At 59.1% G+C, this 16,840-nt stretch carries 7 protein-coding genes; 6 read left to right on the top strand and 1 reads right to left on the bottom strand.

Annotated elements, in window-relative coordinates:
• The first annotated feature begins 137 nt into the window (after positions 1–137).
• From CA51_RS03335 to CA51_RS03320, 4 genes are all read left to right on the top strand, one after another.
• Complete coding sequence (locus CA51_RS03335; protein WP_231745974.1) at positions 138–1,196, top strand: DUF3500 domain-containing protein; 1,059 nt, start codon at positions 138–140, stop codon at positions 1,194–1,196.
• A gap of 143 nt (positions 1,197–1,339) precedes the next feature.
• Complete coding sequence (gene mfd / locus CA51_RS03330; RefSeq protein ID WP_338052331.1) at positions 1,340–4,627, top strand: transcription-repair coupling factor; 3,288 nt, start codon at positions 1,340–1,342, stop codon at positions 4,625–4,627.
• Positions 4,628–4,792: 165 nt separating this feature from the next.
• Entirely contained in the window at positions 4,793–5,944 is a 1,152-nt protein-coding gene (locus CA51_RS03325; protein WP_197451558.1) for a peptidylprolyl isomerase, read from the top strand.
• 298 nt (positions 5,945–6,242) lie between these two features.
• Entirely contained in the window at positions 6,243–7,595 is a 1,353-nt protein-coding gene (locus CA51_RS03320; RefSeq protein WP_145117782.1) for a hypothetical protein, read from the top strand.
• Between the two features lie 44 nt (positions 7,596–7,639).
• Here CA51_RS03320 and CA51_RS03315 read toward each other — a convergent pair whose 3' ends face one another.
• A complete protein-coding gene (locus tag CA51_RS03315; RefSeq protein WP_145117780.1) occupies positions 7,640–8,644 on the bottom strand; it encodes a threonine ammonia-lyase in 1,005 nt (334 codons plus the stop codon).
• A gap of 132 nt (positions 8,645–8,776) precedes the next feature.
• Here CA51_RS03315 and uvrA point away from each other — a divergent pair, with 132 nt between their 5' ends.
• On the top strand, positions 8,777–16,156 hold the full coding sequence (gene uvrA / locus CA51_RS03310; RefSeq protein ID WP_145117778.1) for an excinuclease ABC subunit UvrA: 7,380 nt from the start codon (positions 8,777–8,779) through the stop codon (positions 16,154–16,156).
• A gap of 65 nt (positions 16,157–16,221) precedes the next feature.
• Complete coding sequence (locus CA51_RS03305) at positions 16,222–16,689, top strand: hypothetical protein (protein WP_145117776.1); 468 nt, start codon at positions 16,222–16,224, stop codon at positions 16,687–16,689.
• The last annotated feature ends 151 nt before the right edge of the window (positions 16,690–16,840 follow it).

The following is a 16,840-nucleotide window of genomic DNA, read 5'->3' as shown; positions in this document are numbered from 1 at the left end:
TGCAAAGGTAGAAGGCACAGCTTTTCGGAGCTCGCTGAAGCTTGCCATTTTGCATTGCAGCCGGCGGGCGAATATCATACTCGCTGGCTTTCCAAGCCTTCTGCTCGATCCATTCACTCCACCACGGACCCGCCAATATGCGCAACCCTCGACTCTTCTCACGCCTCTCCCTGATCACGATGCTCTGTTTCGGAGGGCTGTTGGCGACAGCAACCGGCGCGATCCTGTTGCAAGCAAACTCCGGCGGTGCGGCGATGGTCCAATCGGGCAACGCCTTCCTGAGCACGCTGGACGACGCAGCCAAATCGAAGGCGCTGTTGGCTTACGATGCAGCCGAGCGGACGAAGTGGCATTTCATTCCGATGCCAACGCGGAAAGGGCTTGTGATCCGCGATATGAATCCAGCTCAAAAAGCTGCCGCGCTGCGATTGCTGCGCGCGGCGCTCAGCGAATCGGGATACGAAAAGTCGCGACGGATCATGTCACTGGAAGCGGTTCTGTTGGAATTGGAAGGTCCCAAAAGCAAGGGCCGCCGCGATCCAGAGAAGTATTATGTAACGCTGTTCGGCGAACCGAGCGACACGCAACCGTGGGGCTTCAGTTTCGAAGGGCACCACATGTCGTTGAACTTCGTCGTCGAAGGGGGCAAGATCGTCGACTCGACGCCTCAGTTCTTCGCCAGCAATCCCGCCGAGATCAAAAACGACGTCAGCGGCCCGCTGAAAAAGGGAACTCGCGTGCTGCGCGACGAAGAGCAGCTGGCCTTCGATTTGATGGCGTCGCTGCAGTCGAGCCAACGCGAAAAAGCGATCTTCGCCGCCGAAGCCCCCGCCGAGATCAGCGACGCGGGCGAACCGCAACCGACCGCGCCAAAGCTGGTTGGCATCTCGTACGCCTCGCTCAACGGACAGCAACAAGAGATGTTGCGCTCGCTGGTCGATGTCTACATCGATTCAATGACCGCCGAAGTCGCGGCCGACCGTCGACAGATCATCGATAACGATGGCTGGAACGACGTTCACTTCGCTTGGGGCGGTGCGTTGAAGACCGGAATCGGCCACTACTACCGCGTCCAAGGCAAGTCGTTCCTGATCGAATTCGTCAACACGCAGCCCGATGCGGCCGGCAATCCAGCCAACCACATCCACTGCGTTTGGCGCGATCTGACCGGCGACTTCAATTTGCCAGCAAAGTAGTCTCCGCCGCCACGGGCCCTGCGACGGCGGCTGCGGCCGCCATTCTTTTTCGCCGCCCTAGATGTTTTCTCACCGCGATTCGTTATCTTTAAATTCGCAAGGTACACGAATCGCGAGGTGCGGTTATTCCCACGGAAGATTCGGTGCCCGTTGCCAAACCGGCGAAACGGGCACCTCGATCGAAGCTCAAAACGCTTGCTCAACTTCCCCCCGCGATCGCGCGGCGGCGCCCGGTTGCCGCTGCGCTGAAGCGTTGGAAACCAGGCGAACCGCTCTGGATCCAAGGCGTTTGGAGCGGCACCGCTTCGCTGCTGACCGCCGTTCTGTGCCAACATACCCGCCCGCTATTGGTCCTGACGCCCGACGGCAGCGCCGCCGATCTGGTCGCCGCCGACCTCGAATCGTTCGACATTCCCGGTGCGTTGACGCTCCCCTTCAGCACCGCCGAAGGGACTCCCGAGTCGATCCAGGACCAGGATTACGCGCGGCGTTTGCAAGTCCTGCAGCAGTTGCGAGCCTGGCAGCCCGGCGGCGTCCCCGATGTCGTCACCGCCCCGATCACCGCAGCGATCCAAGGCGTCCCGTCGCCGGAGAAGCTGGAACAATCCAGCCGCACGCTGAAGGTCGGCCAACGGATCGATGTCGACGAACTGCGACAATGGCTGGCGACCGCTGGATTCCACGCCTCGACCGCCGTCGAACTGCATGGCGAATTCAGCATGCGCGGCGGGATCCTGGATGTCTTCGCCCCCGATCACCAGCATCCCTACCGGATCGAATTGTTTGGCGACGAGATCGATTCGATCCGCTCGTTTGATGTCGCCAGCCAACGCAGCATCAACAATGTCCCGCAGTTTGAATTTTCGGCGGTCGACAGTGGCAGCCATTCCTCGGGAACGTTGATGCAGCATCTGCCGGCGGAGACGGCGATCGTGATCGTCGATCCCGAGGCCTGCAAGAAATCGATCGACGCGCTGCTGGCTCGCACCAGCCATCACGACGACTACCTTTCCTGGAACGACCTGCTGGTCCAGTGCCAACCGTTTCGAATCGCGATGGGGACGCAGTTGGCCGAAGCGGGAACCGACCAGGTGTTGGACCTGCACAGCGTTTCGGTCGATGGATTTGTTGGCGACCTGGAATACATCACGCGGCGGATCGACCAAGTTGCGTCCGACCAACAGGTGATCGTCGTCGCCGACACGCCAGCCGACAATCAACGGATGAGCGAACTGTTGATCGGGACCGAGGTCGCCAAGCGGGGCAAACTAAGTTTCCAAACCGGTTCGCTCGGGGGCGGTTTCCAGATCGACGATCCCGCGGTCTTGGTCCTGACGGGCGCGGAACTGTTCCACCGCACGCCGCTGCGACGCGTCAAAGCCCAGGTCCGCAGCAAACCGATCGACGGCTTCCTGCAACTGCATCCGGGCGACTTGGTCGTCCACCTGTCCCACGGCATCGGACTCTATCGCGGCCTGGAACTGCTGGAAAAGCACGGCCAAAAACTGGAACACCTGGCGATCGAATTCGACGGCGGCACCAAGATCTATGTCCCGGCGACGCGGATCGGGCTGATCCAACGCTACATCGGCGGCAACAAGAGTCGTCCACGGCTCGCAAAAATCGGCGGCCAATCCTGGACCAAAAACAAGAAAGCGGCTGAGTCGGCGGTGACCGACATGGCGTCGGAACTGTTGGAGCTTCAGGCGCAGCGGTCGGCGCGACGCGGGATCGCATTTCCACCCGACAGCAACTGGCAGCGGCTGTTTGAATCCTCATTCCCTTACACCGACACGCACGACCAAGCCCTGGCGACGATCGCTTTTAAAGAGAGCATGGAATCGACACAGCCGATGGACCGCTTGATCTGCGGCGACGTCGGGTTTGGCAAAACGGAAGTCGCGATGCGGGCCGCCTTCAAAGCTGTCGATGCCGGCTATCAAGTCGCCGTCTTGGTCCCGACAACGGTCTTGGCCGAACAGCACTATCAATCGTTTACGAGCCGGATGGGCGAATTCCCTTTCGATATCGGCAAGCTCAGCCGTTTTGCCAGCCCCGAAGAACAGCGGGAAACACTCAAAGGGATCAAGTCGGGGCGAGTCGATATCGTGATCGGAACGCATCGCGTCGCCGGAGCGAACGTCAAGTTCAACAACTTGGGACTGGTGATCATCGACGAAGAGCAGCGGTTCGGCGTGCAGGTCAAAGAACGGCTGAAGACCAAACACAGCAACGTCGATGTGCTGACGATGTCGGCGACGCCGATCCCTCGGACGCTGCACATGGCGATGGTCGGCGTCCGCGATATCAGCAACTTGGAGACGCCGCCCGAAGATCGCTTGAGCGTCGAGACGCGGGTCACGCGGTGGGATGAGAAACTGATCCACAACGCGATCGTCCGGGAACTCAACCGCAACGGCCAGATCTATTTCGTCCACAATCGCGTCAACGACATCCACCAAGTCGCGGAGAAGCTGAAGCGGATCGTCCCGCAGGCGAGCATCGTGGTCGGGCATGGCCAGATGAACGAAAACAATCTGGAACAAGTGATGGTCGATTTCATCGCTCGCAAGTTCGACATCCTGCTCGCGACGACGATCATCGAGAGCGGCCTCGACATCCCCAACGCCAACACGATCTTCATCGACGAAGCCGATCGGTACGGGCTGTCGGATCTGCATCAATTGCGGGGCCGCGTCGGTCGCTACAAACATCAAGCGTATTGCTACATGATGATCGACGCCCACAAACATCTAAGCCCGTCGGCGGCGAAGCGGATGCGGGCGATCGAAGAATTCAGCCAGATGGGAGCTGGATTTGCTATCAGCATGCGGGACCTCGAAATTCGTGGTGCCGGAAATCTGCTGGGCACTCAGCAGAGTGGCCACATCGCCGCGATCGGATACGAACTGTATTGCCAGTTGTTGGAATCGGCGGTCCGGCAGATGAAGAAACTGCCCCCTAAACTGTCGGCCGACGTCGATGTCGATCTACCGATCGAAGCCTATCTGCCGGAGGACTATGTCCCCGATCTGCGGCAGAAGATCGATCTGTATCGGCGGATCGCAAGGATGGAACAGTTCGACGAATTGCAGGAGATGCGCGAAGAGCTGTTGGATCGCTTTGGCCCGCTGCCGATCGAAGTCCAACGGATGATGGAGATCGCGGAACTGCGGTTCGACGCGGCGATCTGGCAGGTCAGCGAGATCCGGATCGACGGCGATTACCTGGTCCTGCAATACACCGACCGCAGCCGGATCGAACAACTAAAGCGTCAAGCCAATCGGCCGGTTCGGATCGTCGACGATCAACAAGCGTATGTTCCGGCATTGATAGCAAAGTCGACCAAGCGCAAGCCTCAACCGGCTGCGAACAACGCCTCCGAAATCGATTGGTTGGAACTTGCCAGATCGATCTTGCACTTGGCCTAGCGACGTCTTTATAAGCCAACAGTAACCCATCGCCCGCCGTCAAACTGCACCAGTTGCACCGGTCGATTCAGCGGCGTGGCTCGCATTATTGCCAGCCCACGGTCGATGGCGATACGAAAAGCACAGTTTCAACTGGTCGCTGCGAATGGAATCGCGGAGTTCTCCATGATTGTTGGTTTGAAATATTTCTCAACGCTCGCACTGCTGGCAAGTCTTTGTCTGAGTGGTTCGTGGGCTGTTGCGCAGCCGCCCGGCATCGCATTCTCCGATGTCGAACTACCTTCGGAACCGACGGCGATGATCGCCAACGTCGATGGTGTGCCGATCCTGCTGCGCGATGTTGCCGAAACCGTCGACAACAACATTCAACAGATCATCGCCAGCTCGGGACGTAAACCGAGTCCCGAAGAACTGAAGATGGCTCGGACCACGCTGATCCGCCGCGAACTGCGGAAAGAGATCCAGGGCAAGATGATGTACCGCGCGTTTGTGCGGAAGATGACCGGCACTCAGCCCGAGGACAAGCGGGCGGAGATGGAACTGTCGATCACCAGCAACGTCCGCAAAATGTTCTACGAGCAACAGTTGCCTCAACTGCTCGAACAATACAAGCTCGAAACCGTCTCCGAAGCCGACGCGATGTTGCGGAAGAGCGGTTCGTCGCTGGAACAACAGGAGCGTCGGTTTGTCGAGAGCATCCTTGGGCAGGAGTATCTTCGCGGTGAAATGGACAAGGATCCCGAGATTCCATTGCCTGACATGAAGTTCTATTACGAACAGAACACCGAAAAATTCAGCCGCAATGCGCGGGCTCGCTGGGAACAACTGACCGTTCTCTTCTCGCGATTCGAAACCAAACAAGAAGCCCGCGACGCGATCATCCGTATGGGCAACGAAGCCTACTACGGCGGTAACGTCCAAGCTGTCGCGAAGCGGTTGTCGCAAGAACCATTGGCCGACGAAACCGGTGGCCTTCACGACTGGACCAACAAGGGCAGCCTTGCGTCGGACATCCTCGACCAACAGATCTTCAGTCTGCCGGTCAACAAGTTGAGCCAGATCATCGAAGACGATAACGGATTCCACATCATTCGCGTGCTGGAACGCGAAGAGGCGGGGATGCTTTCGTTTGCCGATGCTCAAGACGAGATCCGCAAGATTCTTAAAGAGAACATTCAACAAGAGCAGCAGAAGAATCTGATCACCGAATTGGAACGGAAGATCCCCGTCTGGACGATCTTCCCCGACGATGTTCCAAAATCGATGCCACTGGAAAGCGCGGCCGTCGCATCGGCTGAAACCAAATCGCTGCGTTAAATCGCCAATTCACTGTTTGTATTTCGGCGTTCTCGATAACCCGACGCGTAAGCGAGGCACCGTTTGCATTCCTCGCTTACGCGTCGGGTTTCCATTTTTCCAGACACGTCTGTTTGAAAATGTGAATAGCCCTGGTTAAGTTGCTCCGCCCGATCAGGCCTTCTGCAACCTGCTTCTGAAAAGATGCAGAACTCCCGCTGCATCGCGTCGGGACCATTTTCATCGAGCCACGTGATTTCCTGATATAACAATCACCGGCAGCTAACAATTGCGCGGCGATGAAAACGGGGGAATCACGGTGGGCGAGCAGAAAAGCAAACGGGGACGCAACGTGGCCATCGCGTTGGCCGCGATCGGCTTGGCGGGATTTCTCATTCCCTGCGCGGGAATCTTGACTTGGAGAGCGAGCTCCCAAGCGAAGCTGGAAAAACAGCTCGACCGCATGCGAGCCAACGGGCAACCGACGACGGCGGCTGAACTCTCGAAGCATTACGTGATCCCAGCCGGCGCCGAAGATGCGACTCAGCTGTGGATCGACGCTTGCACGCCGTTGGACACCGAACAGTTCAGGCTCGCCGGAACCGACCTGCCGATCGTTGGTGCCAATGGCCCTCTTGAAATCCCGCCGCCGGGAACGCCTTGGAAAGAACAGGCCGCGGTGCAGCAGCTGTTGAACACGTACGCCGACTCGATGCAGTTAATGCATCAGGCGACGGCGCTCGGCGGCTACGCTCGGTTCGATCACGATTTCACGCAAGGCATCGCACTGCTGCTGCCCAACGTCCAGAGCCTTCGCAGCGGAGCGAGGATGCTTAAACTGGAAGCTCACACCAACGCCCACCGAGGCGACCCTGCAGCGTGCCTCCAATCGCTCGAAGCTTTGTTTACGATCGGCCGCGCTATCGAAAACGATCCGATCCTGGTCTCTCAGCTGGTGATGATCGCAATGGACGGCATGGCGGTCCGAACGACCGTGGACTTGTTGCCGCATCTCCAGTGGAACGATTCCCAACTGCAACGTCTGCAAGAATTGGTTCGGCAACCAAACTATCTCGATTCCGTTCGCAACAGCCTGTTGGGCGAACAGGTATTTGTGATGCAGGCGTTCGAGAACCCAATATCGATTGGCGAAGAACGTACGACGCTTCCTGGCCTGCCGTTTTTTCGTGCGGGGGACCAAGCGTTGTATCTGGAACTGATGGGAGATTACATCGAAGGGACAAAAGTCTCGTGGTCGGAGAGTTTCCGAGCGGCTGACTCGGCTCAAACAAGGCTGACGGAGGCCACTAAAAGTCCAATCCACGGAATTCGATATCTGCTAACAACTCTATTCTTCCCCGCCTTGGAAGCTGTTAACGCCGCGGGTGCGCGAGCCGATTCTTATGCCAAGCTGACCGATGTGCTGATCGCGGCCCAGCGCTATAAGCTTGCGAACTCCGACTACCCTAAAACGATCGAAGAACTGGTCCCCACCTACCTGCCCAGCGTGCCGATCGATCCGCACGATAACGCTCCGGTTCGCTACGCCCTGCGCGATGGGTACCCGATCGCCTGGTGCGTCGGCATCGACATGGTCGACGACGGCGGCATCGGTGGCGGCAAAGCGGAACCAGACGTCACGTTGACGCTCAATCCAGAGAAAGAGGATTAATGGGATGCGCTCGGTCGGCTGAAGTCTTGACTCCAACGCGAATGTTAGACTTCGATCCAGTCCATGAATGGTTGTTGGTCGACGTTTCGGCCGCTGACGACTAGCACGATATCCCCTTCGCCGTCGGGAGAAATCTGGCCGGTCAATAATGCTGCGGTCGCCGCCGCGCCGGACGGTTCGGTCCGCAGGCCGTGCTTGTCATATAACCATCGCATCGCTTGCCGCGTTTGCAGATCGGCGACAGTCACCGACGACGCGACATGCTTCCGCAGGATCGGCCAGTTATGTTCGCCGACATCGTACGATAGCAATCCATCGCAAATGCTGGTGGGCCGCTCGACGCGCACTCGCTCTCCGGCGGCCAACGATTGACGAAAGTCGTCCGCCCCCTCGGGTTCGACGCCGATGATCCTTGCCTGCGGGAAACCGTCGGCGATCGCCAGAGCATGGCCAGCCATCAGGCCGCCGCCACTGACCTGGCAGACAAAATCGGAAACGCCCCGCTGCTGTCGCTTCAACTCTTCGACGATCTGCAATCCGCCGACGCCATTGCCAGCAATCACATGCGGATCGTCGTACGGCGAGGCTTGGACGCACTGCCGCTGTTGGACGATCTCGCGAGTTAGACGATCGCGATCGCCGGTCTCGTGGTCGCGAGAGATATCATAGGTATGCACCTCCGCACCAAACGATTTGGTCAAATTGAACTTCACCTGCGGCGCGGTGTCGGGCATCACGATCACGACTTGCTTTTGATAGCGCATGCCAGCGAAAGAGATTCCCGAAGCGAAGTTGCCCGACGAATGGGCGGCGACCGGACGATCGCCGATCGTTTCCAGATGATTCGCCATCCAGTTGAGCGCTCCGAGCAGCTTGAACGATCCGACCGGCGTCCAACCGTAATCCTTCAACCAAACGCGGCGACTGGGCGGCAACCCTAGCTCCTTCTCCAACGCATAAGACCGCACCAACGGAGCGGGACTGATGTGCTGATCGATCACTTTCTGAGCTTTTCGAACGTCGTCGATGGTCGCAATGGGGATCGTCATGATAGCTAAAACACGGCTCTCGAGGGTTCAGGCGGGGCTCGTAAGGCGGGAAAGCACCCCGGATCATACCATCCACAAACGTTCTTGTCCCGTGGGCTTTTCTAGGTTTCACGAGATGGCTAATGTTGCGGTATGACAACCACTGACATCATCATCAAAGGGGCTCGAGAGCATAATTTGCAAGGCGTCGACCTTGTGTTGCCTCGAGGAGAACTCATCTGTTTCACCGGCGTTTCGGGTAGCGGCAAAAGCTCGCTCGCCTTCGATACGCTCTATGCGGAGGGGCAACGACGTTATGTCGAAAGCCTCTCGTCGTATGCGCGCCAATTCATGGGGCAGATGCCCAAGCCGGACGTCGATCTGATCAGCGGACTTTCGCCGTCGATCTCGATCAGCCAGAAGTCGGCGGGCAACAACCCGCGTTCGACAGTCGGTACGATCACGGAGATCTACGATTTCCTGCGCGTTCTGTACGCGCGGATCGGCACCGGGTATTGCCCTAGCTGCAACACCGAGATCAGTGCGCAGACCCGCGAACAGATCCTGGGCCGGTTAATGCAATTGCCCAGCGATTCGATGCTGCTGCTGTTGGCGCCATTGATCCGCGGCCAAAAGGGTGAATTCAAAGACCTGTTCGAAGACCTTCGTAAGCAGGGTTATGCGCGCGCTCGCGTCGACGGCCGCTTGATCCAATTGGCCGAACCGCCAAGCCTGGACCGCCAGCGTCGGCACAACGTGGAATTGGTGATCGACCGTCTGCCAGCGGGCGAACGCGAGCGAGGCCGATTGGCCGAAGCGATCGACGCCGCGATGAAGCTCGGCGACGACAGCATCATCGCTTGGCTTGTCGACGAAGCGGACAAGAGCAAGTGGGAAGCTTCGCCCGACGACTTCGAAGCCTCCGACGAAATCGACGACGAAGCGGACGAGGATCTCGACGACGAAGCCGATCTCGAAGACGAGGATGCGCCCGTTGAATTGCCTCTTGCCGCCGCAGGAGACGACGATGATGCGCCGCTGCCGCCGCAGATTTCCGCCGGACGCGACGTCCTGTTTTCGGCGAAGTATTCGTGTGGTTCGTGTGGCAAAAGTTTCCGATCGCCGACGCCGCAGATGTTTTCGTTCAACAGCCCTCAAGGGATGTGCGAATCGTGCGACGGGCTGGGAACGCTGTACACCTTCGTACCCGATCTGTTGATCCCGGAACCGCGGAAGAGCGTCAAAAAGGGCTGCTTCGAATTGGTCGGCGACTGGAAAGCGATGGGCCGCTACAAGCGTCACATCTACCAGGGAGTAGCCGAATCGATCGAACGGCAGATGGAACTGCCTCCCGACACGATGCTGCTGACCCCATGGTGCGAACTCGATCCGAAACTGCAGCACCTGTGGCTGTGGGGAACCGGCGACCTGCACGTCACTTACACTTGGCGGGGCGGGGCGAGCCCGGTCAAATACGGCGGCACGTTTGCGGGAATCATTCCCGAGCTGCTGGAGAAATACAAAGAGACGACAGCCAAGACCAAGCTGACGCAGTTCGAAGGTTACATGGACACGATGGTCTGTCCGGAGTGCAACGGCAAGCGTTTGAATTCGCAAGCCGGTGCGGTTCGGATCGCGACCGACCATCCCGACTTTATGGAAAAGTCGTCCCTCTCGTTACCCGAGCTCTGCGACCTGCCGGTCTCCCAAACCGCCAAGTTCTTGGGTTATCTGCAGCTGGACGAATTGAAGCAGATGATCGCGGGCGAAGCTGTCAAAGAGATCCGCACGCGGCTCGGCTTCCTGTTGGGCGTCGGACTCGAATACCTGACTCTCAACCGCACCGCACCAACCCTTTCCGGTGGTGAATCGCAGCGGATCCGCTTGGCGGGCCAGATCGGCAGCGGCTTGGTCGGCGTACTCTATATCTTGGATGAGCCATCGATCGGTCTGCACCCGCGCGACAACGATCGGTTGATCGAAACGCTGCTGCGTCTGCGCGACGCTGGCAACACGCTGGTCGTCGTCGAGCACGATGAAGATACGATGCGTGCAGCCGACCGGATCATCGACTTCGGCCCCGGCCCCGGTGTCAACGGTGGTTATGTCGTTGCGCAAGGCAAGCTGGAAGATCTTGCCAAAGCGAAGAAGAGTATCACCGGCCAGTTCCTGGCGGGCAAAGAGACGATCCCGACGCCCGAGCATCGCCGCGACCCCAACGAGCGTTGGTTGCGGTTGTTGGGTGCACGGCACAACAATCTAAAGAACATCAACGTCGACTTCCCCGTAGGCTTGTTCATCTGCGTGACCGGCGTTTCGGGTAGCGGCAAGAGTTCGATGGTCAACGGGATCCTCGAACCGACGCTGCGGCGATTCCTCAACGGCGCCGAATGCGAAGGGGGAGAGCACGATGAGATCACCGGTCTGGAACACCTGGACAAAGTCATCGCGATCGACCAATCGGCGATCGGCCGCACCCCGCGCAGCAACCCAGCGACCTACGTCAAGGTCTTCGATGAGATCCGTAAACTGTTCGCTCAATTGCCCGAAGCCAAGAAGCGCGGCTACACGCCCGGTCGCTTCAGTTTCAACGTTTCCGGCGGTCGCTGCGAGGCGTGCGACGGCAACGGGGCGACGCGATTGGACATGGATTTCCTGGCCGACGTCTGGGTCACCTGCCCGGTCTGCGAAGGGGCTCGATTCAACCGCGAAACGCTCAGCGTTCGCTTCAAAGATCATTCGATCTCCGACGTCTTGAACCTCGACGTCTCCGCCGCCTATTCGCTGTTCGAGAACATTCCCAAGGTCGCCGACAAACTGAAGACTCTGATCGACGTCGGCTTGGAATATTTGAAGCTCGGCCAACCCTCGCCGACTCTTTCCGGTGGCGAGGCGCAGCGGATCAAGCTGTCGCGCGAGCTCTCCAAAAAATCGACCGGCAGCACGATGTACGTCTTGGACGAACCGACGACCGGTTTGCACTTCGCCGACATCCGAATGCTGTTGGGCGTCTTGAACAGTCTGGTCGAGCGTGGCAACACCGTATTGGTGATCGAACACAATCTGGACGTCATCAAAACGGCCGACTGGATCATCGACATCGGTCCCGAGGGTGGCGCCGGCGGCGGCACCGTGGTCGCAGCGGGGACGCCCGAAGAGGTCGCACAGAACCAGATCTCGTATACCAGTCGGGCGATGCGGAAGTTCATGTACGGCGAAGTCGATTCGGACGCCAAGGAGAAATCGCTCAGCGAATTAACCCACGGCGCGACCGACAACCGCGGTGGCGAAGCGAAGTTCATCGAGGTCGAAGGAGCCGAACAGCACAACCTGAAGTCGGTCGACGCGATGGTACCGCGCGACAAGATGAGCGTCTTCTGCGGCCCCAGCGGCAGCGGCAAGTCGTCGCTTGCGATGGACACGATCTACGCCGAGGGCCAGCGTCGCTACGTCGAAAGCCTGTCGTCGTACGCTCGTCAGTTTATCGGCCAGATGCAAAAACCGATCGTCGAACGGATCGAAGGCCTATCGCCTGCGGTCGCGTTGGAACAAAAGAACATGGGGCACTCCCCGCGTTCGACCGTCGGTACCGTAACCGAGGTCTACGATTACCTGCGGATTCTGATGGCTCGACTGGGCAAGATGTTCTGCCCCGATTGCAGCAAGCCGGTCGGCACGCAAACGCCAGACCAGATCACCGACAAGGTGCTTCAACTGGAAGAGGGAACCAAGGCGTATCTACTGGCTCCGATCGAGATCAGCGGCAACGAAGATCCAAAGGAACACTTCGCCAAGATGCAAGAGAACGGATTCCAACGGATCCGGATCGACGGCACCACAAGTGCAATCCAAGACGCTCCCACGATCGACATGCGGACCAATCACAAGATCGAACTGGTCGTCGACCGCGTCTCGATCAGCGAGAAGACCCGCGGCCGGCTTGCCGAATCGATCGAATTGGCGCTCGGAATCGGCGGCGGAATCATGGACCTTGCGATCGTCGACGAAGATCGCCCCGAACTGCAATGGAAGGTCTTCCGGCACAGCCAACACTTGGCCTGCGAGTGTTGCGGCCGCAGCTTCGAACCGCTGACTCCGCATCACTTCAGCTTCAACAGCGCCGCCGGTTATTGCCGCCGCTGCGAAGGGCTGGGAACTCAACACGGCACCAACCCCGACGCGCTGTTGCGCGATCGCCGACTGTCGCTGATGGAAGGTGCCGTCTTCCTGTGGCCGAAACTGCAACGCAGCGTCGCCCGTCAAATGATGGCTGCCCTGGGCCGCCACGCTGGGATTCCGATCGACCGCTCGATCGACGACCTGACGCTTCGCGAACGCAATCTGATCTTCCACGGTACCGGCGACGAATGGATCGCTGTGCGTGAATCGGATCGCGAAGTCGCCGACAAGATTTACAACGCCAAACGCAAACGAAGCAGTTCCGATGCCGATGGTGAATCCGCCACCGACACCCGTGGCGACCGATTGGAAGAAGCGCTCAACAGCGGTGCGTCCAAGGGCGTGCTGTTCAAATTCCGCTTCAAGGGGCTTTATCCTTCGCTAGAATTGGCTTCGAAATTGTCGCCGACCCTGCGAGCCAAACTGGAAAAGTTCACCGCCGAGATCGATTGCTCCGAGTGCGGCGGAACGCGACTTCGCGACGACGCATCGGCGGTCCGGTTCCGCGACCTGACGATCGGCGACATCGTTCACATGCCGCTGTCGCGACTGGGCGAGACGGTCAAAACCTGGAAGCTCGACCCGCGCGAGAAGAAGATCGCCGGCGAGATCATCCGCGAGATCCGATCGCGGATCCAGTTCCTGTTGGATGTCGGCCTGGACTATTTGAGCATCGGCCGCGGAGCGTCGACGCTCTCCGGTGGCGAAGCTCAACGTATTCGACTGGCCGGCCAATTGGGCAGCGGTCTGTGCGGCGTGTTGTATGTCTTGGACGAACCAACGATCGGTCTGCACCCACGCGACAACCACCGTCTGTTGTCGGCGATGCATCGATTGCGGGACCTTGGCAACACGTTGTTAGTCGTCGAGCACGACAAGGACGTGATCGCTGGCGCCGACCACATCTTCGACTTCGGTCCCAAGGCGGGTCGCAACGGTGGCCAAGTCGTCGCCGATGGCAGCCCCGAACAGATCGGTCAGTCGCCGACATCGGTCACCGGCCCGTATATCTCCGATACCAAAGCGATCCCGATTCCTTCGAACCGGCGGATGATCAAGGCTCCCGAAAGCGAGACGCCAGCCGCGAAACCGGTTAAGAAGAAGAGCGGCAAGCGGCCCGAGACGATGGCCGAACGCAAGCTGGCTCGCAAAGCCGATTACGCGCCGACGCACTATCCACCGCTGGGCCAATGGATCACGATCCGCGACGCCCGCGAGAACAACTTGCGTGGCATCGACGTCCACATTCCACTGGGAACGTTCACCGCCGTGACCGGCCCGTCGGGAAGCGGTAAGAGTTCATTGATCGATGACATTCTGTATCCCGCGCTGGCCCGCAAGCTGCATCGTTCGGGCGTTCGTCCGGGACGTTACGGCAAGCTGGACGGGATCGGATTGATCGACAAAGTCATCCGCGTCGACCAGAGCCCGCTTGGCAACACGCCTAGCAGCAACCCGGCAACTTACACCGGCGCGTTCGATTTGATCCGCAACCTGTACACACAGGTTCCCGAAGCGAAGACTCGCGGCTACACCGCGCGTCAGTTCAGCTTCAACGTCCCCGGCGGTCGTTGCGAAGTTTGCGAGGGTACCGGTGGACGGAAGATCGAAATGCACTTCCTGCCCGACGTCTGGGTGCCGTGCGAGGAATGTGGCGGTTCGCGCTACACGCCTGAAACGCTGGAAGTGAAGTTCCACGGCAATTCGATCAGCGACGTCTTGAACATGTCGATCGGCGACGCCGTCGGGCTGTTTGAGAACCAACCGAAGATCACGCGGATCCTGCAAATGATCTGCGACGTCGGACTCGATTACGTCACCCTCGGCCAGAGTGCACCAACGCTCTCCGGTGGTGAAGCTCAGCGGATTAAACTGGCTGCAGAATTGGCCCGTCCCGACACCGGGCGAACGCTGTATCTGTTGGACGAACCGACGACCGGTTTGCACTTCGACGACATCGCCAAACTGCTGAACGTTCTGCAGCGATTGGTCGACGTCGGCAACACCGTGCTGGTGATCGAACACAACCTGGACATCATCAAAGCTGCCGACTGGATCTTGGATATCGGTCCCGAAGCGGGAGCCGAAGGAGGCCAGCTGGTCTTCGCCGGAACGCCGGAACAGCTGAGCGAATACGCTGTCGCGGGGAAAAAGTCGCGAGCCAAAACCAAGCCGCTGCGCAGCTATACCGGTGAGTTCTTGGCGCCGGTGATCGAAGCGGGCCCCTACGAACATCGTGACGAATTCGATCCGCACGCCGCGGCGTTGGAACAGTTCGAACGCGAGCAGGCCGCTCCCGTGATCGGCGAAGGCTCCAAGATGCCTTGGGAAGAGGATGGCCGCAAATGGCACACGACCGAACTGGTCGACAACGCCGGCGATCCCGTCTCATGGGAAGAGAAGATGGTGCTGCCGATCGTCCAGCGAATGGAAGAGGCGGACTGCTTCGAACCTATCAACTTCAACCACCGCAACATCGTCGAAGTCAAAGGCCCGATCGCTAGCCGGCCCTGGTTCATGCACTTGTTCACCTCCGAATCGTGGTGGATGAAGCTGAAGCTGCGAGTTCCCAAGGGGACCTTCAACAAAGACGATCTGCCGCGACGCCTGCCGTTGCCGACGCTGAACCAGATGGAAGACATTCCGGCGTACAGCAACGAACCGCGGGTCCGCGTCCACACCGATCCGAAGTTCCAAGAGATCGAGATTCGATTCGTCAAATTTGAAGAGATGGATCGTCCCGAGTTCTGGCACTTCTTGGACGAAGCGATCGCTGCCTATGCCAAGGTCTTCGTTCACGAGACGCGGACGAAGCCGCAGATCAGTCGCCCCAGCTGGCGAGGTCCCGAGGATGGCCCATCGAAGGTCGAGGTCGCTCGAACGCGGCAGGCCGCGCTGCAAGCCGAAAAGGAAGTCGAAGAGAAGCTGGATGCGATGAGCCCGTGGCGGGTGATGGGCCGCAAATGGCACACCTTGGAAAAAGGCTTCCCCGAAGGCGAAAAGCCCGATTGGCCGTTGGAACTTGTCGACAAATTGCTCGATAAAATCATCGCCTTTGCCGGCGAGGAGAGCGTCGAGTTTGGTTCGCCCGAGAAGATCAACGTCCGCCCGGCGGGCCAAAATCACTCTTGGTGCGAGATCGAAACCAAAGATCCGATGAACCTGCGGATCACCGTCGACGGACCGCACCAAGCGATCGATTGCGTCGCGTTGGGTAAACTGGGGATTAAGCCGCCGGCCCGGACCAAGGGGGACATCAAAGTCACCTTTGAGTTCTGGAACGACGAAAAGTTGAACGCGGAACCGTTCGACAAGTTCCTCAAGAACCACTGGAACAAAACCGTCGGCAGTTAACGGCGGACGATCGAGATCGCCCGCGACCGAGGACCGGCCGATTGCTCACTCAAAAAGGTAGTGCGATGGCTTCCGAGAACCGAAACCGAGCGACGACCTACCGGCACACCCAACACGCGCCGCTGTGCTGGGGATTGTATCTGTTGTGCATTCCGTTTGCGTTGGCCGCTTGGCTGACGCGCGGGATGCCGGTTCTGCAGTGGTTATTCCCGGTCGTCGGATTGGCGATGCTGTGGCTCGCCGCTTCGTTTCATCATCTGACTGTCGAAGATGAAGGGGACCGGATTTCGATCCGCTTCGGCCCGCTGCCGACTTTTCGTCGCTCGGTTCGCTACGACGAGATCGTCGACGCGCGACTCGACCGCACGACGGTGATGGACGGCTGGGGAATCCACTTCAGTCCTCGCAGAGGCTGGGTTTGGAATCTATGGGGACGACAGTGCGTCCTGATCCAGATGCGACGAGGGACGCTGCGAGTTGGCAGCGACGATGCCGAGCGGTTAGCGGAATTTCTGCAGTCGCGGCGCGGATAGAATTGCCGCCGGCGGAGATTTGTGCGCTCTCACGTGAGCTCTGCCGCTCCATTTGCCAGCATTGCAGTTTACTCGCCGATGCCGGTGAATTGGGGTCCTGCCGGGAGGTGGAATTCTGTTAACCTCCGTACACCATATTTTCCCACACCGG

Origin of the sequence: Rosistilla oblonga (assembly GCF_007751715.1) — a bacterium.
Taxonomy (GTDB): Bacteria; Planctomycetota; Planctomycetia; order Pirellulales; family Pirellulaceae; genus Rosistilla; species Rosistilla oblonga.
The sequence above is the reverse complement of the archived record's forward strand: the minus strand, read 5'-3'. Positions and strand labels throughout refer to the sequence as shown.